This window comes from Isoptericola variabilis 225, assembly GCF_000215105.1.
GTDB classification, from domain to species: Bacteria; Actinomycetota; Actinomycetes; order Actinomycetales; family Cellulomonadaceae; genus Isoptericola; species Isoptericola variabilis_A.
Genome location: NC_015588.1, coordinates 611,517 through 634,162 on the forward strand (window position 1 = coordinate 611,517; position 22,646 = coordinate 634,162).

Consider the following 22,646-nt stretch of genomic DNA (forward strand, 5'->3'; position numbering starts at 1 on the left):
CTAGGAGCCCAGCGCCCAGCGCATGGGCTGCAGCTTGGCCTCGGACTCGGCGAGCTCGGCCGCCGGGTCCGAGGCCGCGACGATCCCGCAGCCCGCGAACAGGCGCACGTGGCGGGGGTCGTCGTCGGACAGCTCGGCCGACCGCAGGGCGATGCCCCACTCGCCGTCGCCGTCGGACCCGACCCAGCCCACCGGACCGGCGTAGCGGGAGCGGTCCATGCCCTCGATCTCGCGGATGAGCTCGCGCGCCGCGACCGTCGGCGTGCCGCACACGGCGGCGGACGGGTGGAGCGCGGCGGCCAGGGCGAGCGACGACGGCGGGCGACCGCCGTTGTACAGGCCCGAGCGGTCGAGCACGCCCGTGACGTCGGAGGCCAGGTGCATGACGTTCGGCAGGTGCAGGACGAACGGCGCGTCGGGCACGTTCATCGACGTGCAGTAGTGCTGCAGCGCGCGGGCCACGGACGCGACGGCGTACTCGTGCTCCTCGAGGTCCTTCGACGACCGGGCGAGCTGCGCCGCGTGCAGCAGCGCGTCGTCGTCGGACATCCCGGGCTCGCGGCGGATCGTGCCGGCGAGCACGCGCGAGGTCACCAGCCCCTTCTCGCTGCGCACGAGCAGCTCGGGCGTCGCGCCGACCATGCCGCCGACCGAGAACGTCCAGCACGCCTCGTACGCGTCGGCGAGCCGGGTCAGCAGGTGGCGCGCGTCGACGGGGTGCTCGGCGGTCGCGACGACGTCGCGCGCCAGGACGACCTTCTCGAGCTCGCCCGCGCGGATGCGGTCGACCGCCTCGCCCACGAGCGCGGGCCAGTCCTGCGCGGCGACCGCGCCGTCGGTGAACGTCACGGTGCCCGGCCCCGTCACGGGGGTGCGGCGGGTGCGGGCGAGCGCCGCCGCGCCGGGCGCGACGTCGAGCGCGCCGGCGGGGCGGATCGTCGTCATCCACGCGACGTCGCCGCGGCGACCGACGACGACCCGCGGCACGACGAGCGTCCCGGCGCGGCGCCCGCGGAGCGCGTCGTCGGTGAAGTGGTCCTCGTAGCCGCCGTCGTCGTCGAACGCGAACGTGCCGAACGCGACGGGCCCCGTGCCGGGGAGGCGGACGTCGTCGCGCACGACGGCGCGGGCGAGCGTGGCCTGCCAGGCCGACTCGGCGTCGGCGAACCGGCCGGGTCCGTCGGTCTCGAGGCGCAGCGCCTCGCCCCAGCCGACGATGCCGTCGCCGCGGCGCACCCACGCGAGCGGGCGCGTGTCGGGCAGCAGGTCCAGCAGGGCGGTGGGGCCGTCCGGGAGCCCGTCGATCCGGGTCGTGCGGACGACGAGGGGGAGCGGCTCGGCGGTGCCGGCGGGCTCCCCGGGTCGCGGGGCCGGCGCCGGCAGGGGCGTGGCGGACATCGGATCAAGCCTACGCGCGGGCGGCGTGCGACGATGACGCCATGTCCCGCGCCAGCCTGGAGAAGAAGCCCGCCGAGGTCGCGTCGATGTTCGACGGGATCGCCCGCCGGTACGACCTCGTCAACGACCTGATCTCCCTCGGGCAGGACCGTCGCTGGCGCCGGGCGACGGTCGACGCGGTCGCCGCGATGCCCGGCGAGAAGGTCCTCGACCTCGCCGCCGGGACGGGCACCTCGAGCGAGCCGTTCGCCGACGACGGCGCGCTCGTCGTGCCGTCGGACTTCTCGCTCGGGATGCTGCGCGTGGGCAAGGAGCGCCGCCCCGACCTGCCGTTCGTCGCCGGGGACGCGACGCGGCTGCCGTTCGCCGACGGCGCGTTCGACGCGGTGACGATCTCGTTCGGGCTGCGCAACGTCGTCGACACGGCCGCCGCGCTGCGCGAGATGCTGCGCGTGGTGCGCCCGGGCGGCCGCGTCGTCGTCTGCGAGTTCTCGCACCCGACCTGGGCGCCGTTCCGCACGGTGTACATGGAGTACCTCATGCGCGCGCTGCCGCTCGTCGCGGGCGTCGTCACCAAGCAGAAGAGCTCGTACGAGTACCTGGCCGAGTCGATCCGGGCGTGGCCCACCCAGGCCGAGCTCGCGCACCTCATGCTCGACGCCGGGTGGGAGCAGGCGCAGTACCGCAACCTCTCGGCCGGGATCGTCGCGCTGCACCGCGCCGTGCGGCCCGCCTGACGACGGGCCGTACGGGGGCTCAGAGGCCCATCGGCGGCGTGTCGACCGCCGGGCCGGTCGCCGGCGGGGTCGTCGAGGAGTCCGACGACGTGCGCTGCTTGAGGGCCGACGCCTGCTGCTTGGCGAACTGGCTCGCGGTCGACGACACCTCGGACACCTTCTCCTGCACGCGGGGGTCCTTCCAGGTCTCGCTGGCCCACCCCTTCGCCTTCTCGAGCTGCTGCCGGCCCTTGTCCGTGCCGAACAGGTACCCGAGCGCCGCACCGATCACGAACGCGGACTTCGCCTTCATCGTCGCCTCCAGAGGGGTTGGTCCGGCCGCTGCCGCGGCCTGCGCCTGGCCCGTCGAGGCTACGTGCCGGGCGGGTCGCACGCACGCCCGGCACCTCGCCTGACCTGCCGTGCCACCGGTCCGCGACGAAGGAAGGCTTGCCTTCCTACCCATCGCGCCCGGAACGTGACTAGAGTGCACGAAGGTTGTTGTGATGAGGTTCACAAGACACCGGGACAGGGCTGTCCCGGCGCTCCGAGAGCGAGGTGAGCAGTGCACGCAGGCCGACGCGACGACGCGGACGTCATCGTGGTGGGCGCCGGTCCGGCCGGCTCCGCCACGGCGCACTGGTGCGCGTCCGCAGGCCTCGACGTGCTGCTCCTCGAGAAGGCCTCCTTCCCGCGCGACAAGGTCTGCGGCGACGGGCTCACCCCCCGCGCGGTCGCCGAGCTCGCCCGCATGGGCGTCGACACGCGCGAGGACGACGGCTGGATCCGCAACGAGGGCCTGCGGGTGGTCGCGGGCGGGCGCAGCTGGGAGCTCGCGTGGCCCGACCTCGCGAGCTACCCCTCCTACGGCATGGCCCGCTCGCGCGCGACGCTCGACCACCTGCTCGCTCAGCACGCGCAGGCGAGCGGCGCCAAGCTCCTCGAGCGCACCAAGGTCACGGGTCCGCTGCTCGACGAGCGCTCGGGCCGCGTCGCCGGCGTGACCGCGCAGCTGCTCGACGGCCGCGGCCGCGCCGACGGCGAGACGCGCACCTACCGGGCGCCCGTCGTCGTGGCCGCCGACGGCGTGTCCTCGCGGTTCGCGACGGCGCTCGGCCTGACGCGCCGCGACGACCGGCCGATCGGCACCGCCGTGCGGACGTACTACCGCACCGCGGGCACCCCCCGGCACGAGGACGCGTTCATGGAGTCGCACCTCGAGCTGTGGGACGGGGCCCCGGGCGCGTCGACCCTGCTGCCCGGCTACGGCTGGATCTTCGCGCTGGGCGACGGGACCGCGAACGTCGGCCTCGGGTCGGTGAGCTCGACGCCCGCGCGCCAGTCCGCGTCCGGGCACGACTACCGCGCGCTCATGGACGCGTGGGTGCGCAGCACGCCCGCCGAGTGGGGGTTCACCCCCGAGAACCAGGTGGGTCCCGTGCGCGGCGCCGCGCTGCCGATGGGCTTCAACCGCACCCCGCTGTACCGCGACGGCGCGGTGCTCGTCGGGGACGCGGCCGGCATGGTGAGCCCCTTCAACGGCGAGGGCATCGCGTACGCGCTCCAGGCCGGCCGCGTCGCGGCCGACGCGATCACCCAGGCCCGCACCCGCACCACCGACGACGCGCGCGAGCGCACGCTCGCGACCTACGCGGACCGGATGCGCGCCGACCTCGGCGGCTACTACACGCTCGGCCGCTGGTTCGTGCGCCTCATCGAGCACCCCGCGGTGATGCGCGCGTGCGTGCGGCACGGGCTGCCGCGGCCCGTCGTGATGCGGTTCGTCCTCAAGCTGCTCTCCGACTGCTACGAGCCGCGCGGCGGTGACTGGGTCGACCGCGTGATCGCGGGGCTCACGAGGGTGGTCCCGGCGGCATGAGGCACGGTTCGGCACGAAGGAGTGACGCAGGCGTGTTCCACGCAGGCACGGACGAGGAGACGCGATGACCAACCCGTACGTCCCCATCCTGGTCCTCATGGGCCTCGCCGCGGTGCTCGCGCTCGGCGGCGTGGCGGCGAGCGCCGTCATCGGCCCCAAGCGCTACAACCGCGCCAAGCTCGACGCCTACGAGTGCGGCATCGAGCCGACGCCGCTCGCGACGGGCGGCGGCCGGCTGCCGATCAAGTACTACCTCGTCGCGATGACGTTCATCGTGTTCGACGTCGAGGTCGTCTTCCTCTACCCGTGGGCCGTCGACTTCACGGTCCTGGCCGGGTTCGGGCTCGCGGCGACGCTCGCGTTCCTGGGGCTGATCACGGTGCCGTTCGTCTACGAGTGGCGGCGCGGCGGCTTCGACTGGGTCTGACAGGCAGTTCGGCAAGGGTGCCGGTCCACCGGCACGGAATCTCCCGGGAGGAGGGGTCATGGGGCTGGAGGAGGCGCCGTCGGGCTTCCTGCTGACGACGATCGAGGACCTGGCGGGCTACGTGCGCAAGGCCTCCGTGTGGCCGGTGACGTTCGGTCTCGCGTGCTGCGCGATCGAGATGATGGCCGCGGGCGCGTCGCGGTTCGACCTGTCGCGCTTCGGCATGGAGGTGTTCCGCGCGTCGCCGCGCCAGGCCGACCTCATGATCGTCGCGGGCCGGGTGAGCCAGAAGATGGCCCCGGTCGTGCGGCAGGTCTACGACCAGATGAGCGAGCCCAAGTGGGTGCTCTCGATGGGCGTGTGCGCGTCGAGCGGCGGCATGTTCAACAACTACGCGATCGTCCAGGGCGTCGACCACATCGTCCCGGTCGACGTGTACCTGCCCGGGTGCCCGCCGCGGCCCGAGATGCTCATCAACGCGATCCTGGCGCTGCACCAGCAGATCCAGGACGCGCCGCTGGGCGTCAACCGCAAGGAGGCCGCGGCGGCGGCCGAGGCCGCCGCGCTCGAGGCCACGCCGACGTTCCAGATGAAGGGGCTGCTGCGGTGAGCGACGAGACCAGCGCGGACAAGCCGGTCCCGCAGCCGGAGGAGGTCGTCGGTCCCCGTTCCGGCGAGCTCGTGTCCGGCAGCGGGTCCGCCGGGCGCCCGGGGCGCGGGCCCGAGGTGGTCGCGGTGCGCCGCGGCATGTTCGGCGTGCACGACTCGGGCGACACCTCGGGGTACGGCGGGCTGGTGCAGGTCGTCGCGATGCCGGGCGCGGCGACGCGCCCCTACGGCGGCTGGTTCGACGAGGCCGTCGACGTGCTGGCCGAGGTCCTCGGCGCGGCGGGGATCGCGTTCGGCGACGCGGTCGAGCGCGTCGTCGTCGACCCGCCGGGCGACCACGCCGAGCTCACGCTGCACGTCGCGCGCGAGCACCTCGTGGCCGTGTGCCGGGCGCTGCGCGACGACCAGGACCTGCGGTTCGAGCTGAGCCTGGGCGTCTCGGGCGTGCACTACCCGCACGACGAGGGCCGCGAGCTGCACGCCGTCTACCACCTGACGTCCGTGACGCACGGCCGGCGCCTGCGGCTCGAGGTCGCGTGCCCCGACGACGACCCGCACATCCCGTCGACGACGTCGGTCTACCCGGCCAACGACTGGCACGAGCGCGAGACCTGGGACTTCTTCGGGATCATCTTCGACGGTCACCCCGGCCTCGCGCGCATCGAGATGCCCGACGACTGGCCGGGCCACCCGCAGCGCAAGGACTACCCGTTGGGCGGCATCCCCGTGGAGTACAAGGGCGCCACGGTGCCGCCGCCGGACACGAGGAGGAGCTACTCGTGAGCGCGACCACAGGGGTACCCCGCGCGACCCGGCCCGCCGAGAACGACGTCGACCCGTCGGTCCCGGGCTTCGAGGCATGGGGCGGCGACTGGGACGAGATCGCCCGCGAGGCGATCGGCGAGGAGCGCATCGTCGTCAACATGGGCCCGCAGCACCCGTCCACGCACGGCGTCCTGCGGCTCATGCTCGAGATCGACGGCGAGACGGTCACCGAGGCGCGGTGCGGCATCGGCTACCTGCACACCGGCATCGAGAAGAACATGGAGTTCCGGACCTGGACGCAGGGCACCACGTTCTGCACCCGGATGGACTACCTCGCGCCGTTCTTCCAGGAGACCGCGTTCTGCCTGGCGACCGAGAAGTTGCTCGACATCACCGGCGACGTGCCCGAGCGGGCGTCCGTCATCCGCGTGCTCATGATGGAGCTCAACCGCGTGGCCTCCCACCTCGTCGCCCTCGGGACCGGCGGCAACGAGATGGGCGCGACGACGGTCATGACGGTCGCGTTCACCGCGCGCGAGGAGATCCTGCGCGTCTTCGAGGCCGTGACGGGCCTGCGTATGAACCACGCGTACGTGCGCCCGGGCGGCGTCGCGACCGACGTCCCCGAGGGGATCGACGCCCAGGTGCGGCACGCGATCGCCCAGGTGCGCACGTACCTCGGCCAGCTCGGCGACCTCATGCTCGCCAACCCGATCTTCAAGGCGCGCCTGACCGACGTCGGCACGCTCGACCTCACCGGCTGCATGGCGCTGGGGGTCACCGGCCCGGTGCTGCGCTCGACCGGGCTGCCGTACGACGTGCGCAAGGCGTTCCCGTACTGCGGCTACGAGACGTACGACTTCGACGTGCCGACCGACACCGCCGCCGACAGCTACGCGCGCGTCGTGATCCGCCTCGAGGAGTGCTACCAGTCGCTGCGGATCGCCGAGCAGTGCCTCGCCCGGCTCGCGGACACCGCCGGGTCGCCCGTCATGGTGGCCGACCGCAAGATCGCCTGGCCGGCGCAGCTGTCGGTCGGGCCGGACGGCCAGGGCAACTCGCTCGACCACATCCGCACCATCATGGGCGAGTCCATGGAGGCGCTCATCCACCACTTCAAGCTGGTCACCGAGGGCTTCCGCGTCCCGGTCGGCCAGGCGTGGCAGACGGTCGAGCACCCGCGCGGCGAGCTCGGCGTGCACGTCGTCTCCGACGGCGGGACCAAGCCGTACCGGGCGCACTTCCGCGACCCGTCGTTCAACAACCTCCAGGCCGTCTCGGTCATGTGCGAGGGCGGCCAGGTGGCCGACGTCGTCGTGGCCGTCGCGAGCCTGGACCCGGTGCTGGGAGGGGTGGACCGATGACGGCCGAGCCCACGAGCGCGCGGTCCGCCACGGGGTACGACGCCGAGACGCTCGCGTCGCTCACCGCGGACGCCGCCGCGATCACGGCCCGCTACCCCGACCCGCGGTCGGGCCTGCTGCCGATGCTGCACCTCGTGCAGTCGGTCGACGGCTACGTGAGCCGCGACGGGATCCTGTTCTGCGCCGAGCAGCTCGGCCTCACGGCCGCCGAGGTGTCCGCCGTCGCGACCTTCTACACCCAGTACAAGCGGCACCCCAACGGCACCTACACGGTCGGCGTGTGCACCAACACGCTGTGCGCCGTCATGGGCGGCGACGCGATCTTCGAGGAGCTGAGCGAGCACCTCGGCGTCGGGCACGACGAGACGACGCCCGACGGCGCGATCACGCTCGAGCGCGTCGAGTGCAACGCGGCGTGCGACTACGCGCCGGTCGTGATGGTCAACTGGGAGTTCTTCGACAACCAGACGCCCGAGTCGGCCACCGAGCTCGCCGACCGCCTGCGCGCGGGCGAGGCCGTCGCGCCGACGCGCGGAGCGTCGAGCGTGTGCACGTTCAAGCAGATGAGCCGGGTCCTCGCGGGGTTCCCCGACGGCCGCGCGGACGAGGGCGTCGGCGCGGGTGAGCCCACGCTCGCCGGCCTGCGCCTCGCGCGCGAGCGCGGCTGGACCGCGCCGTCGCCGCAGCAGCCCGAGGCCCCGGCGACCGGGGCGGGCGAGACCGGCGAGCCCGAGGCGGGCGAGCCCGGATCGAGCGCCGAGCGCGAGCCGACGACGGCCGCCGACGTGGCCCCGGGGGCCAAGCCCGGCACGTCGCAGGCCGAGCCCGACGCCGAGACCGGCACCCAGGGCCGGCCCGAGGCGACCGAGGAGGAGAGCACGGATGAGTGAGCCGTCGACGTCGGTGCTGACGCCCGTCCTCACCGACACGTGGGACGCCGACCGGTCCTGGAAGCTCGCGACGTACGAGGACGCCGGCGGCTACGCCGGCCTGCGCAAGGCCCTGACCATGGAGCCGGGCGACGTCGTCCAGGCCGTCAAGGACTCGGGCCTGCGGGGGCGCGGCGGCGCCGGCTTCCCCACGGGCATGAAGTGGGGCTTCCTGCCGCCGCCCGACGGCGGGCCGCGCTACCTCGTCGTCAACGCCGACGAGTCCGAGCCCGGCACGTGCAAGGACATCCCGCTCATGCTGGCGAGCCCGCAGCACCTCATCGAGGGCGTCGTCATCACGAGCTACGCGATCGGCTGCCACCACGCCTTCATCTACGTGCGCGGCGAGGTCCTGCACGTCTACCGGCGCCTGCTCGCCGCGGTGCAGGAGGCGTACGACGCCGGGTACCTCGGCACGGACGTGCTCGGCTCGGGCTACGACCTCGACGTCACGGTCCACGCGGGCGCGGGCGCGTACATCTGCGGCGAGGAGACGGCGCTGCTCGACTCGCTCGAGGGCCTGCGCGGCCAGCCGCGGCTCAAGCCGCCGTTCCCCGCGGTCGCCGGGCTGTACGCGCGGCCCACCGTCGTCAACAACGTCGAGTCGATCGCGTCCGTGCCGGGGATCATCGCGAACGGCGCCGACTGGTTCGCCTCGATGGGCACCGAGAAGTCGCAGGGCCACGGCCTGTTCTCGCTGTCCGGGCACGTCGTGCGCCCCGGCCAGTACGAGGCCCCGCTCGGCATCACGCTGCGCGAGCTGCTCGACCTCGCGGGCGGGGTGCGTCCGGGTCACGAGCTGAAGTTCTGGACGCCGGGCGGCTCGTCGACGCCCATCTTCACGGCCGACCACCTCGACGTCCCGCTCGACTACGAGTCGGTCGGGGCCGCGGGCTCGATGCTCGGCACGCGCGCGCTGCAGATCTTCGACGACACGGTGTGCGTCGTGCGCGCCGTGTCCCGCTGGACCGACTTCTACGCGCACGAGTCGTGCGGCAAGTGCACGCCGTGCCGCGAGGGCACCTACTGGCTCAAGCAGGTGCTGCACCGCATCGAGGCGGGCCAGGGCACCGAGGGAGACCTCGACCTGCTCCTCGACCTGTGCGACAACATCCTCGGCCGCTCGTTCTGCGCCCTCGGCGACGGCGCGACGTCGCCCGTCACCTCGAGCATCCAGCTCTTCCGCGACGAGTACGAGGCCCACATCGCGGGCGGTGGGTGCCCGTTCGACCCGAGCCGTGCGGCCCTGTTCGACTACACGCCCCGGAGCCGGCGCACGCCGGCGCTCGCGGGCACGGGAGGTCACCGATGACCGCGACGACGTCCACGGGCACCGAGGCGGCGCCCGTCGAGACCGTGACGTGCACGATCGACGAGGTCGAGGTCACGGTCCCCAAGGGCACGCTCATCATCCGGGCCGCCGAGCAGGTCGGCATCCAGATCCCGCGGTTCTGCGACCACCCGCTGCTCGCCCCCGCGGGCGCGTGCCGGCAGTGCCTCGTCGAGGTCGCGATGCCGGACCGCGAGGGCAACGTCCGGCCCATGCCCAAGCCGCAGGCCTCGTGCACCATGGAGGTCACCCCCGGCATGGTGGTCAAGACGCAGCGCACGTCGCCCGTGGCGGAGAAGGCCCAGAACGGGGTCATGGAGCTGCTGCTCATCAACCACCCGCTCGACTGCCCCGTGTGCGACAAGGGCGGCGAGTGCCCGCTGCAGAACCAGGCCATGACGAACGGGCGCTCGACGTCGCGCTTCGAGGACGTCAAGCGCACGTTCCCCAAGCCCATCGCGATCTCGACCGAGATCCTGCTCGACCGCGAGCGCTGCGTGCTGTGCCAGCGCTGCACGCGCTTCAGCGAGGAGATCGCCGGCGACGCGTTCATCGCGCTGCAGCAGCGCGGCGCGATGCAGCAGATCGGCCGGTTCGACGAGGCCGTGCTCGGCTACGCGCCGCCGCCCGGCGAGCACCGCTCGCCCACTCCGGTCGACAGGCCCGCGGGCGTCGCCCTCCCCGACACCTCGGGCCTGCCGTTCTCGTCCTACTTCTCGGGCAACACGGTCCAGATCTGCCCGGTCGGCGCGCTCACGGGCGCGGCGTACCGGTTCCGGGCGCGCCCGTTCGACCTGGTCTCGACGCCGAGCATCGCCGAGCACGACTCGTGCGGGTCGGCGATCCGCATCGACCACCGCCGCGGCGTCGTCCTGCGCCGGCTGTCGGGCGACGACCCGGCGGTCAACGAGGAGTGGATCACCGACAAGGACCGCTTCGCGTTCACCTGGCAGGCCGCGCCCGACCGGATCACGACGCCGCTCGTGCGCGACCGCACGCTCGACCGGTACGGCAAGGTCGTGGCGCGCGGCGAGCTGCGCCCGGCGTCGTGGGTCGAGGCTCTCGAGCTCGCGGCCGAGGGGCTCGCGGACGCGCGCGCCGCGCGCGGCATCGGCGTCCTGGCCGGCGGGCGTCTCACGGTCGAGGACGCGTACGCGTGGTCGCGGTTCGCGCGGACCGTGCTGGGCACCGACGACGTCGACCAGCGCGCCCGCGTGCACTCCGACGAGGAGGCGCGGTTCCTCGCCCACGCCGTTGCCGGCTCGGGGGTCGGCGTGACGTTCGGTGACCTCGAGAAGGCCCCGGTGGTGCTCCTCGCGGGGCTCGAGGCCGAGGAGGAGGCGGGCGTCACCTTCCTGCGGCTGCGCAAGGGCGTGCTGCGCCACGGCGTCAAGGTCTACTCGGTGGCGCCGTTCGCGACGCGCGGCCTGGCGCGCCTCGAGGGCACGCTGCTGCCCGCGGCGCCCGGCACCGAGGCCGAGTGGCTGGGGTCGCTCGCGACCCGCGCGACCGGCGGCCTGCTGCCCGCCGACGTCGACGCCGAGACGCTCGCGTCCGTCGCCGACGGGCTCGCGCAGCCCGGCGCGGTCATCCTCGTCGGCGAGCGGCTCGCGGGCTCACCCGGCGCGTACACGCAGGCGCTGCGCCTCGCCGAGGCCACCGGCGCCCGGCTGGCGTGGATCCCGCGGCGCGCGGGCGAGCGCGGCGGCGTCGAGGCCGGCCTGCTCCCGGGCCTGCTGCCCGGCGGTCGCCCGCTGACCGACGCCGCGGCGCGCGCCGAGGTCGCGGCCGCCTGGGGCGTGGACGCGGACGCGCTGCCGTCCGAGCCGGGCCTCGACACGGGCGGCATCCTCGACGCGCTGTCGGTCGGCCAGCTCTCGGGCGCGATCGTCGGCGGCCTCGAGCTCGCCGACCTGCCTGACCCCGCGCACGCGCGGCGAGCGCTCGAGGCGGCCTCGTGGGTCGTGTCGCTCGAGGTGCGCCGCTCGGAGGTCACCGAGCTCGCCGACGTCGTGCTCCCGGTGGCGCCGCCGGCCGAGCGCGCCGGCTCCTACTGGAACTGGGAGGGCCGCGTCCGGTCCTTCGGCCGCGCGCTCGAGTCCTCGGCGCTGCCCGACCACCGCGTGCTGCACCACCTCGCGGAGCAGCTCGGCGTCGACCTCGGCTGCGACGACCCGCTGGAGGCCCACCGCGCGATCGCGGCCCTGCCGGCGTGGCGCGGCGAGCGCCCGGCGGCACCTGCGGCCGAGCAGGTCGAGCCGCCGCCCGTGGCCCCCGGCACGGCCGTCCTCGCCGCGTGGCACCTGCTGCTCGACGACGGCGCGCTGCAGGACGGCGAGCAGTTCCTCGCCGGCACGGCCAAGCGCCCGGTCGCCCGCATGTCCGCGGTCACCGCGGCCGCGGCCGACGTGTTCGACGGCGACCTCGTGACCGTCTCGACCGACCGGGGCTCGATCACGCTGCCGGTCGCGATCACCGAGATGGTCGACCACGTCGTGTGGCTGCCGCTCGCCTCGCGCGGGTGCCGCGTGCACGCGCAGCTCGGCGCGTCGCCCGGCGACGTCGTGCACGTCGCCCCCGCACCCCAGGACCTGTCAGAAGGCCGGTGGGACAGGGCCCACCAGGGTTCTGACACCGCGGAGCAGGACGGAGGGGCCGCATGATCCCCGGCGTGGTCGCCGACTTCAGCCAGGACACCTGGATCACCTACGTGGTCAAGGCCGTCCTCATCGTGGTGTTCCTGCTCACGAGCGTGCTCTTCGCGATCTGGTTCGAGCGCAAGGTCGTCGCGCGCATGCAGCTGCGCCCCGGCCCGAACTGGCACGGCCCGTTCGGCCTCCTGCAGTCGCTCGCCGACGCCATGAAGCTCCTGCTCAAGGAGGACCTGACCGTCACCCGGGCGGACCGGGTGATCTACCTGCTGGCGCCGATGATCTCGGTGTTCTGCGCGCTCCTCGTGTTCGCGGTGATCCCGTTCGGCCCGAACGTCACGATCCCGTTCACGGACTACTCGACGCCCGCGCAGCTCACCGACTTCCCCGTCGCCGTCCTGTACATCCTCGGGTGCGCGGCGCTCGGCGTGTACGGCATCGTGCTCGGCGGCTGGTCCTCCGGGTCGACCTACCCGCTGCTCGGCTCCGTGCGCTCGACCGCCCAGGTCATCAGCTACGAGCTTGCGATGGGGCTGTCGCTCGTGAGCGTGTTCGTCATGGCGGGCTCGATGTCGACGTCGTCGATCGTCGACTCGCAGACCCGGCTCTGGTGGTTCCTGCCGCTCGCGCCGGCGTTCGTCATCTACATCATCTCGATGATCGGCGAGACCAACCGCCTGCCGTTCGACCTCCCGGAGGCCGAGGGCGAGCTCGTCTCGGGCTACATGACCGAGTACTCGTCGATGAAGTTCGCGTGGTTCTTCCTCGCGGAGTACATCAACATGCTCAACGTCGCGGCCGTCGCGACGACGCTCTTCCTCGGCGGGTGGCGGGCCCCGTGGCCGCTGTCGGCGATCGGCGACGGGATGCTCAACGAGGGCTGGTGGCCGATCCTCTGGTTCCTCGCCAAGCTCTGGCTGCTCATGTTCGTGTTCGTGTGGGTGCGCGGCACGCTGCTGCGCCTGCGCTACGACCAGTTCATGACCTTCGGCTGGAAGGTGCTCATCCCGGTCGCGCTGGCCTGGGTCGTCGTGCTCGCGACGTTCCAGTGGCTAAGCCTGGCCGGCGTGACGCGCACCCAGCTGTTCGTGGGCATCGGCGTCGCCGCGGTCGTCGTCTTCGCCGTGATCTGGGTCTGGCCGGAGAAGAAGGAGCCCGCGCCACGGCGGGCCGCCGCCGGCGAGTTCGACCCGTTCGCGGGCGGCTACCCCGTGCCCCCGCTGCCGGGCCAGCACCTGCCGCGCTCGAGCCGTCGCACCGGCACCAGCGCCGTCGCCCAGTCCGTCGACCACTCCGAGGAGACGCGATGACCGACAAGCCCTACGAGCCGCTGCGCCCGAAGAAGGGGCCGATCGGCGAGCTGCTCGCGCCGGTCGCCGGCTTCGGCGTGACGTTCTCGGCGATGTTCAAGCCGACCGTCACCGAGCAGTACCCGCGCAAGAAGACGGCGCCGCCGAAGCGGTACCACGGCCGCCACCAGCTCAACCGGTACCCCGACGGGCTCGAGAAGTGCATCGGGTGCGAGCTGTGCGCGTGGGCCTGCCCCGCCGACGCCATCTACGTCGAGGGCGGCGACAACGCCGACCTGCCCGACGGCGCGCACATGAGCCCGGGGGAGCGGTACGGCCGCGTCTACCAGATCAACTACCTGCGCTGCATCTTCTGCGGGCTGTGCATCGAGGCGTGCCCCACGCGCGCGCTCACGATGACGAACGACTACGAGCTCGCCGGCCCCACCCGCGCCGGGATGATCTACGAGAAGCAGGACCTGCTGGCGCCGCTCGCCGAGGGCATGCTCGCCGCCCCGCACCCCATGGTCGAGGGCACGACCGACACCGAGTACTACCGCGGCGAGGTCACGGGGCCCACGCGCGAGCAGGTCGAGTGGGTCCGCACCCACCGGCCCGACGACCCGACGCTCGACGCCGCGGCCGACGTCGCCGACGGCAAGGCGCCGCCGCCCACCCCGCGCAAGCACGAGCTGCGCCCGTCGCAGGACCGCGCCGAGGCGACGCGCGCCGCGGCGACGCGGTCCAACGTCGACGCGCGCACGGAGACCCAGGGCGCCACGGGCGTCGCGCTCACGCCGGGTGGCCGGGCATGACCGCGTCCGGGGGCGAGGCGCTCCTGTTCTGGGTGCTCGCGCCGCTCATGGTCCTCGCGGCCTCGGGCCTGCTCGTCGTCCGCAAGGCGGTGCACGCCGCGATCTGCGTCATGTTCGTCATGGTCGGGCTCGCGATCCTCTACGTCGCGCAGGAGGCCCCGTTCCTCGGCGTCGTGCAGGTCGTCGTCTACACCGGCGCCGTCATGATGCTGTTCCTGTTCGTGCTCATGCTCGTGGGCGTCGACGCCGCGGACTCGCTCACCGAGACCATCCGCGGCCAGCGGTGGATCGGCCTGCTCCTCGGCGCCGGCCTCGCGGCCGTGCTGCTCACCGTCATCGGCCGCGCGACCTTCCGCCCCGCCGTCGGGCTCGAGGCCGCCAACGCCGCGACCAACCCGGTCGCCCTCGCGCGCGTGCTCTTCGAGCACTACGTCGTCGCGATGCAGGTCGTGGGCGTGCTGCTCGTCACCGCGGCGCTCGCCGGGCTCGTCCTGACGCACCGGCGCCGGCTGGGGCCGCGCGTGACACAGCGGACCGTCGCCCGGGCGCGCGTCGCCGCGCTCGCCGAGGGCAAGCCGCTCACGCCGCTGCCCGCGCCGGGCGTCTACGCGCAGAACAACGCGATGGACACGCCCGCGCTCGGCCCCGACGGCCGGCCGCTGCCGCACTCGGTGCCGCGCGTCCTGCGCATCCGTGGCCAGGAGCGGTCGGCGACGTCGGTGCTCGCCGCCGAGGAGACGCTCGTCGAGCGCCGCGCCGCCCGGGAGGCCGAGCGTGCCGAGCTGTCCGCGGCCGCGGGCACGTCGGGCGCCCGCGGCCCCGCGGGCACCTCCGGCACGGCCGGCGAGCCCGAGCCGTTCGAGCCCGAGACCCCCGGTGGGAAGGAGCACCGCTGATGGAGCTGACCAACTACCTGGGGCTCGCCGCGATCCTGTTCTCGATCGGGGCCGCGACGGTGCTGCTGCGCCGCAACGCGATCGTCGTGTTCATGGGCATCGAGCTCATGCTCAACGCGACGAACCTCGCGCTCGTCACGTTCGCCCGCATGCACGGCGACGTCACGGGGCAGGTCCTCGCGTTCTTCGTCATGGCCGTGGCCGCCGCCGAGGTCGTCGTCGGCCTCGCGATCATCATCACGATCTTCCGCGCCCGCCGGTCCGCGTCCGTCGACGACGTCAACCTGCTGCAGAGCTGAAAGGCCCGCGCTGATGCAGACACTCGCCCTCGCGCCCTGGCTGGTCGCGGCGCCCATGATCGGCGCCGCGCTCCTGCTGCTGACCGGTCGGCGCACCGACCGCTGGGGTCACTGGCTCGGCGTGCTCGCCAGCACCGCGACGTTCGTGCTCGGCGTGATCATGCTGCTCGACATGCTCGGCACCGCCGCCGAGGAGCGCGTCGCGCGGCACACGGTCGGCACGTGGGTCGACGCCGGACCCCTGCACGTCGACCTGGGCTTCCAGGTCGACCCGCTGTCGATGACGTTCGTCATGCTCGTGACGTTCGTCGGCACGCTCATCCACGTGTACTCGGTCGCGTACATGTCGCACGACGTCGACCGGCGGCGGTTCTTCGCGTACCTCAACCTGTTCGTCGCGGCGATGCTGCTGCTCGTCCTCGCCGACTCCTACCTGCTGCTGTTCGTCGGCTGGGAGGGCGTGGGCCTGGCCTCGTTCCTGCTCATCGGCTTCTGGGACCACGACCGGGCCAACGCCGTCGCGGGCAAGAAGGCCTTCGTCATGAACCGCGTGGGCGACATGGGCCTGCTCGTGGCGATGATGCTCATGCTCGCGACGTTCGGCGCGCTCGACTTCGGCACCGTGCTCGGCGCGCACGGCGAGGGCGCGGCGGCCGCCGGCGCGGACCAGGGCGTCATGACGGCGATCGGCCTCATGCTCCTGCTCGCCGCGTGCGGCAAGTCGGCGCAGCTCCCGCTGCAGGCGTGGCTCGGGGACGCCATGGCGGGTCCGACGCCGGTCTCGGCGCTCATCCACGCGGCCACGATGGTCACCGCGGGCGTCTACCTGCTCGTCCGGTCGGGCCCGATCCTCGAGGCCGCGCCCGACGCGCAGCTCGTCGTGGCGATCGTCGGCGCGGCGACGCTCCTGTTCGGTGCGGTCGTCGGTACCGCCAAGGACGACATCAAGAAGGCGCTCGCGGCCTCGACCATGTCGCAGATCGGCTACATGATGCTCGCCGCCGGCCTGGGCCCGGTCGGCTACGCGTTCGCCATCTTCCACCTGCTCACGCACGGCTTCTTCAAGGCGGGCCTCTTCCTCGGCGCCGGCTCGGTCATGCACGCGATGGGCGACCAGGTCGACATGCGGCGCTTCGGCGGGCTCCTGCGCGCGCTGCCGGTCACGGCGATCACGATGGGCCTCGGCTGGCTCGCGATCCTCGGCGTCCCGCCGTTCTCGGGCTTCTGGTCCAAGGACAAGATCATCGAGGCGGCGTTCGTGGGCGAGGGCTGGCGGCCCTGGGTGTTCGGCCTGGCGGCGCTGCTCGGCGCGGGCATCACCGCGTACTACATGTCCCGCCTGTTCTTCATGACGTTCATGGGGCGCCGCCGGTGGTCGACCGACGGCCCCGAGGCGCAGCACCCGCACGAGGCGCCCGCGCTCATGACCGTCCCGATGATCGTGCTCGCGCTCGGCTCTGTCGGCCTGGGCGGCCTCCTGGTGATGGGCGACCGGTTCTTCACGTGGCTCGAGCCGGTCACCGGTCACGCCGAGCACCACGACCCCGTGCTGCCGATCTGGCTCATCATGACGCTCACGCTGCTGCTCGTGGTGCTCGGGGCCGTGCTCGCCTTCCGCCAGTACGCGATGCGGCCCGTGCCGACGACGCCGCCGCCCGCGCCGGCGCTCGTGCGCGCGGCCCGCGTCGACCTGTACCAGGACACGGTCAACGAGGCGCTCGTCATGCGCCCCGGCCAGTACCTGACCCGGTCGCTCGTGTACGCGGACCGCACCGCGGTCGACGCCGGCTGGCTGGGCCTCGCGGGCGGAATCGGCCGCTTCGGCGAGGGCCTGCGGCGGCTCCAGTCCGGGTACGTGCGGCAGTACGCGGCGCAGACGCTCGCCGGTCTCGGTGTGATCGCCCTCGTGGTCTGGCTCCTGTCGGGCCTGGCGGGCTGAGGCGGCTGACGTGGAAGGGATGACGATGTCCTCAGGGTTCCCCTGGCTCACGGTCCTCATCGTGTGGCCGCTGGTCGCCGCGGCGGCGACCGCCCTCACCGGGGTCGGTCGCGGCCGGCCCGCGGCCGGCGCGGTGGGCGCCGGACGCTTCGGCGGCGCGGCGCGCACCGTCGCCCTCGTCGGCGCGCTGGTCGAGGTCGCGCTGCTCGTGGGCGCGTTCCTCGCGTTCGACACCGGCGCGGCCGGCACCCACCAGCTGACCGAGACGTACGCGTGGATCCCGGCGCTCGGCGCGAGCTACGCCGTCGGCGTCGACGGCGTCGCGCTGCTCCTCGTCGCGCTGTCGGTCGTGCTGGTCCCGCTCGTGATCCTGGCGGCGTGGCACGAGCAGGGCGGCGACCGGGCCCGCCTGCGCAAGTACCTCGCGACGGTGCTCGTGCTCGAGGCGTTCATGGTCGCGGTCTTCGCCGCGCGCGACGTGTTCCTCTTCTACGTGCTGTTCGAGGCCATGCTCATCCCCGCCTACTTCCTCATCGGCGGGTTCGGCCAGGGCACGCAGCGCCGGTACGCGGCCGTGAAGTTCCTGCTGTTCTCGCTCGCGGGCGGGCTCGTCATGCTCGCGGCCGTCGTCGCGCTGTACCTGCAGGTGCCCGCCGAGGACCGCGGCCCGCAGACCTTCCTCACGGACAACCTCACCGGGCTCGCGCTCGACCCGACGGCCGAGCGCCTCATGTTCGCGGCGTTCTTCCTCGCGTTCGCGATCAAGGCCCCGATGGTGCCCGTGCACACGTGGCTGCCCGACGTCGCGGGGAACGCGACGCCCGGCACGTCGACGCTGCTCATCTGCGTGCTCGACAAGGTCGGCACGTTCGGCATGCTGACCCTCTGCCTGCCGCTGTTCCCGGAGGCGAGCCGGTGGGCCGCGCCGTTCGTCGTCGTGCTCGCGGTGATCTCGATCCTCTACGGCGCGATCCTCGCGATCGGCCAGAGCGACCTGCTGCGGCTCGTGGGCTACACGTCGGTGTCCCACTTCGGCTTCATCATCCTGGGCATCTTCACGTTCACGTCGCTCGGCATCTCGGGGTCGAGCTTCATGATGCTCAACCACGGCCTGTCGACCGGCGCGCTGTTCCTCGTCGCGGGCTTCGTCATCGCCCGCCACCCGCTGCGCAGCCAGCGCATCGCGGACTACGGCGGCCTGCGGATCGTCGCCCCGGTGCTCGGCGGCACGTTCCTCGTCGCGGGCCTGTCGGCGCTCGCGCTGCCCGGCCTGGCGACCTTCGTCTCCGAGGTCATGGTCTTCCTCGGCGCGTTCGGTCGCTGGCCCGCCGCGGTGCTCGTGGCCGTGCCCGCCGTCGTGCTGGCCGCGGTGTACGTGCTGCTGACCTACCAGCGGATGTTCACCGGCGCGCCGCCCGGCGAGCTCGCGGACGTGCGCGACCTGGACGGCCGGGAGAAGACGGTCGCGGGCGTGCTGATCGGGGCGCTCGTCGTGCTCGGCCTCGTGCCCGGGCCCGCGCTCGACTACGTCCGCGAGCCCGGCCAGGTGTCGGTCGAGCTCGTCGGGGAGACCGACCCGGTGGCCGCCGCCACGTCCGACGCGAGCGAGGGGAGCGAGCAGTGACCGACTTCACCGCACCGGAGATCGACTGGGCCGTCGTCGCCCCGGTCCTCGTCGTGCTCGGCGCCGGCGTGCTCGGCGTCCTCCTCGAGGCGTTCGTGCCCGCGCGGGCACGCCGGACGACGCAGATCGTGCTCACGCTCGCGGCGCTCGTCGGCTCGCTCGTGTCGATCGCGCTGCTGTGGGGCCGTGTCCAGGATGACGGCTTCGCGTTCATCGTCGACGGGACCTACCTGCTCACGCCCTTCACGCTCGGCGTCCAGGCGGTCGTCGCGATCCTCGCGATCCTCGGCGTGCTCGTCATCGCCGACCGCACCCGCTCGGGGGAGGACGCGTTCGCGCCCACCGCGGCCGCGGTCCCGGGCACGGCCTACGAGGACGCCGCCCGCCAGGCGGGCCTGGAGCAGACCGAGATCTACCCGCTCGTGCTGTTCGCGACCGGCGGCATGCTGCTCTTCCCCGCGACCGACAACCTGATCGTGCTGTTCATCGCGCTCGAGGTGCTCTCGCTGCCGCTCTACGTGCTGTGCGCGACCGCGCGTCGCCGGCGCCTGCTGAGCCAGGAGGCGGCGTTCAAGTACTTCCTGCTCGGCTCGTTCGCGTCGGCGCTCATGCTGTTCGGCATCGCCCTCGTCTACGGGTTCGCGGGCACGGTCAGCCTCGAGGCCGCCGTGTTCGTGCTGCAGCACCCGCAGGTCTCGCCGCTCGGCCAGATGCCCGGTCTCATCCTCACGGGCGTGCTGCTCGTCCTCGCGGGTCTGCTCTTCAAGGTCGGCGCCGCGCCGTTCCACGCGTGGACGCCCGACGTCTACCAGGGCGCCCCCACGCCCGTCACGGGCTTCATGGCCGCGTGCACCAAGGCGGCGGCGGTCGGCGCGCTCGTGCGCGTCGTGTTCACGCTCGCCGCCGGTCTCGACGACGAGCTGCGGCGCGACGTCGTCGTGGCGCTGTGGGCCGTCGCGATCCTCACGATGCTGGTCGGCACGGTGGCCGGTGCGGTGCAGACCGACGTCAAGCGGCTGCTCGCGTACTCGTCGATCGCGCACGCGGGCTTCCTCGTGGTCGGCCTCGTCGGGTTCTCCGAGCTCGGCGCGCGCGCCGTCGTCTTCTACCTGCTCGCCTACGGCCTCGCGACGGTCGGCGCGTTCGCGGTGGTCACGCTCGTGCGCGAGCGCGACGCCTCGGGCGTCGTCCTGGGCGAGGCGACGCGCCTCGCCCAGTGGGCCGGGCTGAGCCGCAAGGCGCCCTGGCTCACCGCCGCGTTCGCGCTCTTCCTGCTGTCGATGGCGGGCATCCCGCTCACGGCCGGGTTCCTCGCCAAGTTCGGCGTGTTCCAGGCCGCGGTCGACGCCGGCGCGTGGCCGCTGGCGGTCCTCGGCGTGCTGGCGAGCGCCGTCGCCGTGTTCTTCTACGTCCGCGTGATCGTGCTCATGGTCCTCACGCCGCCGGCGGACGAGGACGTGCCCGACGCCGCGGCGGGCGTCGGTGCCCCGGACGCCGGTGCCCCGGACGCCGGTGTCCCGGACGCCGCGCCCGACGTCGACGGGCGCGGCACGACGGGCGTCGTCACGGCGGCTCGGACGGCGGTCGCGCACGCGACGGTCGTCGTGGTGGGGTCGCGCGGCCCGGCGGCGCTGGCGATCGCCGTGTGCGCCGTCGGCGTGCTGCTGCTCGGCGTCCTGCCGTCCTCGGTTCTCGATCTGGCGGCCGAGGCGGCTAAGTTCAGACCGTGACCCGCGTTCCTGCCGACCCGGCACCCTCGTCCTCCGCACCCGCGCCGACGGCGATCCCGCTCAAGGACCCCGAGCTCGCCGACCGGCTCGCCGGGCGCCTCGCGGCGGTCGACGCCGCGCTCGAGGAGGCCGTGGCGTCGGCGGACGCGCTCGCGCACGACGCGTCCCGGCACCTCGTGGCCGCGGGCGGCAAGCGGTTCCGCCCGCTGCTCACGCTCCTCGCGGGCGAGCTCGGCGACGGCACGCGCCCCGAGCTGGTCGACGCCGCGGTCGTCGTCGAGCTCACGCAGGTCGCCTCGCTGTACCACGACGACGTCATGGACTCCGCGCCCGTGCGCCGCGGCGCGCCCGCGGTCCACACGCTGTGGGGCAACAACGTCGCGATCCTCGTGGGCGACCTGCTCTTCTCGCGCGCGTCGCGGGTCGTCGCCGGCCTGGGGCCGGAGGCCGTGATGATCCAGGCGAGCACCTTCGAGCGCATGTGCCTGGGCCAGCTGCACGAGTCGGTCGGGCCGCGCGAGGGGGAGGACCCGGTCGAGCACTACCTGCAGGTCCTCTCCGACAAGACCGCGTCGCTGCTCGCGACGTCGGCCCGGTTCGGCGCCATGTTCGCGGGCTGCCCGCCCGAGATCGTCGAGGCGGTCGCCGCGTACGGCGAGCGGGTCGGCGTCGCGTTTCAGCTGGCCGACGACGTGCTCGACATCGCCTCGACCGGCGAGGAGTCGGGCAAGACGCCGGGCACGGACCTGCGCGAGCACGTGCCGACCATGCCCGTGCTGCTGCTGCGCCGGCGCGTCGAGCGCGGCGAGGGCACACCGGCCGACGCGGACCTGCTGGCCCGGCTCGACGGCGACCTCTCGGACGACGCGGTGCTCGCCGGCGTGGTCGCCGAGCTGCGCGGCCACGAGGTGCTCACCCGGACGCGCGACCTGGCCGTCCGGTGGGCGCGCGAGGCGGCGGCCGAGCTCGCCCCCCTGCCCGACGGGTCGGTCAAGGTGGCGCTCGCGGACTTCGCGACCGCGCTCGCCGACCGCGCCTCCTAGGGCCTCGCGCCGTCGGCGGCTCAGCCGGCGGACACGTCGGTCGTCAGCGCGAGCTCCCGGGCCGACTCGAACTCGTCCGGCAGGGTCTTGAGCCGACCGGCCGCGAGGCTGACGGAGTCGGAGCCGAGCAGCTGGTGCAGCGGTGCGTCGCCCCCGGTCGCGACCGTGATGATGGCGGCCGCGGCCTTGGCCGGGTCGCCGAGCTGCGTGCCGGGCATCCGCAGGTGCTGCTCGACCATCTCGCGCACGGCCGGGTAGGCGTCGCTCGTCGAGCTCGGCAGGCCGAGCGACACGGGGCGCAGGAAGTCGGTCCGCAGGTAGCCGGGCTCGACCAGGTTCACCCTGATGCCGTGGTCAGCGACCTCCGCGGCCAGGGACTCGGTGAGCCCCTCGAGCGCGAACTTCCCCGCGGCGTACAGGCCCCAGCCGGGGAAGGGCACGAGCCCCACGATGGACGACACGTTGATCACGTGACCGCCGCGCTGCTCGCGGAACCCGGGCAGCACGGCCCGCAGGACGTTCCACACGCCGAAGACCTGCACGTCGAACATCGCGCGGGCGTCGGCGTCGGGCACCTCCTCGACGGCGGCGAGGTAGCCGTAGCCGACGTTGTTGACGACCACGTCGAGGGCGCCGAAGCGCACGCGGGTCGCGGCGACGGCCCGGGCGACCTGGTCCTCGTCCGTCAGGTCCACCTCCAGCGCCAGGAGGCGGGAGGTGTCGGTCCCGGCGAGCGCGGCGGTGAGGCGCTCCGTCGAGCGGGTCGGCTACGGCTCCGAGAGCGCGTTCAGCACGGCGTTCAAGCGCGAGCTGGGCGTCTCGCCCCTGCACTACCGGCGCCAGGCGCGGGGCCTCGTGGCCGCCTCGTCCGGAGGGCCCTCCCCGGCGCCCGGCTTGAGCGACCTCTGAGGTTCCGCGGTCCCGGACCGCGAGACCGACGGTT

At 73.6% G+C, this 22,646-nt stretch carries 21 protein-coding genes; 18 read left to right on the plus strand and 3 right to left on the minus strand.

Annotated features, from left to right (window positions below; genetic code table 11):
- Positions 1 to 1,398, minus strand: a complete 1,398-nt coding sequence (locus tag ISOVA_RS02885; protein WP_013837760.1) for an isochorismate synthase — start codon at positions 1,396 to 1,398, stop codon at positions 1 to 3.
- 41 nt (positions 1,399 to 1,439) lie between these two features.
- On the opposite strand from ISOVA_RS02885, the gene ISOVA_RS02890 reads away from it, so the two are divergent.
- Positions 1,440 to 2,135 carry a demethylmenaquinone methyltransferase gene (locus ISOVA_RS02890; protein ID WP_013837761.1) on the plus strand — a complete coding sequence of 232 codons (696 nt, stop codon included), beginning with the start codon at positions 1,440 to 1,442 and terminating at the stop codon, positions 2,133 to 2,135.
- A 19-nt stretch (positions 2,136 to 2,154) separates the two neighbouring features.
- Here ISOVA_RS02890 and ISOVA_RS02895 read toward each other — a convergent pair whose 3' ends face one another.
- A complete protein-coding gene (locus tag ISOVA_RS02895) occupies positions 2,155 to 2,427 on the minus strand; it encodes a YtxH domain-containing protein (protein ID WP_013837762.1) in 273 nt (90 codons plus the stop codon).
- 252 nt (positions 2,428 to 2,679) lie between these two features.
- Here ISOVA_RS02895 and ISOVA_RS02900 point away from each other — a divergent pair, with 252 nt between their 5' ends.
- The 16 genes from ISOVA_RS02900 (at position 2,680) to ISOVA_RS02975 (ending at position 21,703) form a co-directional block, all read left to right on the plus strand.
- Positions 2,680 to 3,993, plus strand: a complete 1,314-nt coding sequence (locus ISOVA_RS02900) for a geranylgeranyl reductase family protein (protein ID WP_013837763.1) — start codon at positions 2,680 to 2,682, stop codon at positions 3,991 to 3,993.
- A 64-nt stretch (positions 3,994 to 4,057) separates the two neighbouring features.
- Complete coding sequence (locus tag ISOVA_RS02905; RefSeq protein ID WP_013837764.1) at positions 4,058 to 4,420, plus strand: NADH-quinone oxidoreductase subunit A; 363 nt, start codon at positions 4,058 to 4,060, stop codon at positions 4,418 to 4,420.
- A gap of 58 nt (positions 4,421 to 4,478) precedes the next feature.
- The gene (locus ISOVA_RS02910) at positions 4,479 to 5,030 is read left to right on the plus strand and encodes a NuoB/complex I 20 kDa subunit family protein (protein ID WP_013837765.1); all 552 of its coding nucleotides are present in this window, start codon (positions 4,479 to 4,481) and stop codon (positions 5,028 to 5,030) included.
- A 71-nt stretch (positions 5,031 to 5,101) separates the two neighbouring features.
- The gene (locus tag ISOVA_RS02915; RefSeq protein WP_233275982.1) at positions 5,102 to 5,812 is read left to right on the plus strand and encodes an NADH-quinone oxidoreductase subunit C; all 711 of its coding nucleotides are present in this window, start codon (positions 5,102 to 5,104) and stop codon (positions 5,810 to 5,812) included.
- Positions 5,809 to 7,158: an NADH-quinone oxidoreductase subunit D gene (locus tag ISOVA_RS02920; protein WP_013837767.1), complete on the plus strand. Its 1,350-nt coding sequence runs from the start codon at positions 5,809 to 5,811 to the stop codon at positions 7,156 to 7,158. The genes ISOVA_RS02915 and ISOVA_RS02920 overlap by 4 nt, the downstream gene beginning before the upstream one ends.
- Positions 7,155 to 8,048, plus strand: a complete 894-nt coding sequence (nuoE, locus tag ISOVA_RS02925) for an NADH-quinone oxidoreductase subunit NuoE (protein ID WP_013837768.1) — start codon at positions 7,155 to 7,157, stop codon at positions 8,046 to 8,048. Before ISOVA_RS02920 ends, nuoE begins: the two co-directional genes overlap by 4 nt.
- Positions 8,041 to 9,399: an NADH-quinone oxidoreductase subunit NuoF gene (gene nuoF, locus ISOVA_RS02930; RefSeq protein ID WP_013837769.1), complete on the plus strand. Its 1,359-nt coding sequence runs from the start codon at positions 8,041 to 8,043 to the stop codon at positions 9,397 to 9,399. The genes nuoE and nuoF overlap by 8 nt, the downstream gene beginning before the upstream one ends.
- Positions 9,396 to 12,080, plus strand: coding sequence for an NADH-quinone oxidoreductase subunit G (locus ISOVA_RS02935; RefSeq protein WP_013837770.1), 2,685 nt, complete (start codon positions 9,396 to 9,398; stop codon positions 12,078 to 12,080). Before nuoF ends, ISOVA_RS02935 begins: the two co-directional genes overlap by 4 nt.
- On the plus strand, positions 12,077 to 13,378 hold the full coding sequence (gene nuoH, locus ISOVA_RS02940; protein ID WP_013837771.1) for an NADH-quinone oxidoreductase subunit NuoH: 1,302 nt from the start codon (positions 12,077 to 12,079) through the stop codon (positions 13,376 to 13,378). Before ISOVA_RS02935 ends, nuoH begins: the two co-directional genes overlap by 4 nt.
- The gene (gene nuoI, locus ISOVA_RS02945; RefSeq protein WP_013837772.1) at positions 13,375 to 14,172 is read left to right on the plus strand and encodes an NADH-quinone oxidoreductase subunit NuoI; all 798 of its coding nucleotides are present in this window, start codon (positions 13,375 to 13,377) and stop codon (positions 14,170 to 14,172) included. The genes nuoH and nuoI overlap by 4 nt, the downstream gene beginning before the upstream one ends.
- Positions 14,169 to 15,068: an NADH-quinone oxidoreductase subunit J gene (locus tag ISOVA_RS02950; protein ID WP_013837773.1), complete on the plus strand. Its 900-nt coding sequence runs from the start codon at positions 14,169 to 14,171 to the stop codon at positions 15,066 to 15,068. The genes nuoI and ISOVA_RS02950 overlap by 4 nt, the downstream gene beginning before the upstream one ends.
- A complete protein-coding gene (gene nuoK / locus ISOVA_RS02955; protein ID WP_013837774.1) occupies positions 15,068 to 15,367 on the plus strand; it encodes an NADH-quinone oxidoreductase subunit NuoK in 300 nt (99 codons plus the stop codon). The genes ISOVA_RS02950 and nuoK overlap by 1 nt, the downstream gene beginning before the upstream one ends.
- A 13-nt stretch (positions 15,368 to 15,380) precedes the next feature.
- Positions 15,381 to 17,306 (plus strand): NADH-quinone oxidoreductase subunit L, encoded by a 1,926-nt coding sequence (gene nuoL / locus ISOVA_RS02960; RefSeq protein WP_013837775.1) that lies wholly within the window; start codon positions 15,381 to 15,383, stop codon positions 17,304 to 17,306.
- A gap of 25 nt (positions 17,307 to 17,331) precedes the next feature.
- Positions 17,332 to 18,930: an NADH-quinone oxidoreductase subunit M gene (locus ISOVA_RS02965; RefSeq protein WP_013837776.1), complete on the plus strand. Its 1,599-nt coding sequence runs from the start codon at positions 17,332 to 17,334 to the stop codon at positions 18,928 to 18,930.
- Positions 18,927 to 20,660: an NADH-quinone oxidoreductase subunit NuoN gene (nuoN, locus tag ISOVA_RS02970; RefSeq protein ID WP_013837777.1), complete on the plus strand. Its 1,734-nt coding sequence runs from the start codon at positions 18,927 to 18,929 to the stop codon at positions 20,658 to 20,660. Before ISOVA_RS02965 ends, nuoN begins: the two co-directional genes overlap by 4 nt.
- The gene (locus ISOVA_RS02975; protein ID WP_013837778.1) at positions 20,657 to 21,703 is read left to right on the plus strand and encodes a polyprenyl synthetase family protein; all 1,047 of its coding nucleotides are present in this window, start codon (positions 20,657 to 20,659) and stop codon (positions 21,701 to 21,703) included. Before nuoN ends, ISOVA_RS02975 begins: the two co-directional genes overlap by 4 nt.
- Positions 21,704 to 21,723: 20 nt before the next feature.
- Here ISOVA_RS02975 and ISOVA_RS02980 read toward each other — a convergent pair whose 3' ends face one another.
- Positions 21,724 to 22,398, minus strand: coding sequence for an SDR family NAD(P)-dependent oxidoreductase (locus ISOVA_RS02980; protein WP_324605889.1), 675 nt, complete (start codon positions 22,396 to 22,398; stop codon positions 21,724 to 21,726).
- A gap of 46 nt (positions 22,399 to 22,444) precedes the next feature.
- On the opposite strand from ISOVA_RS02980, the gene ISOVA_RS02985 reads away from it, so the two are divergent.
- Positions 22,445 to 22,612 carry an AraC family transcriptional regulator gene (locus ISOVA_RS02985; RefSeq protein WP_221927832.1) on the plus strand — a complete coding sequence of 56 codons (168 nt, stop codon included), beginning with the start codon at positions 22,445 to 22,447 and terminating at the stop codon, positions 22,610 to 22,612.
- Positions 22,613 to 22,646: the final 34 nt, after the last annotated feature.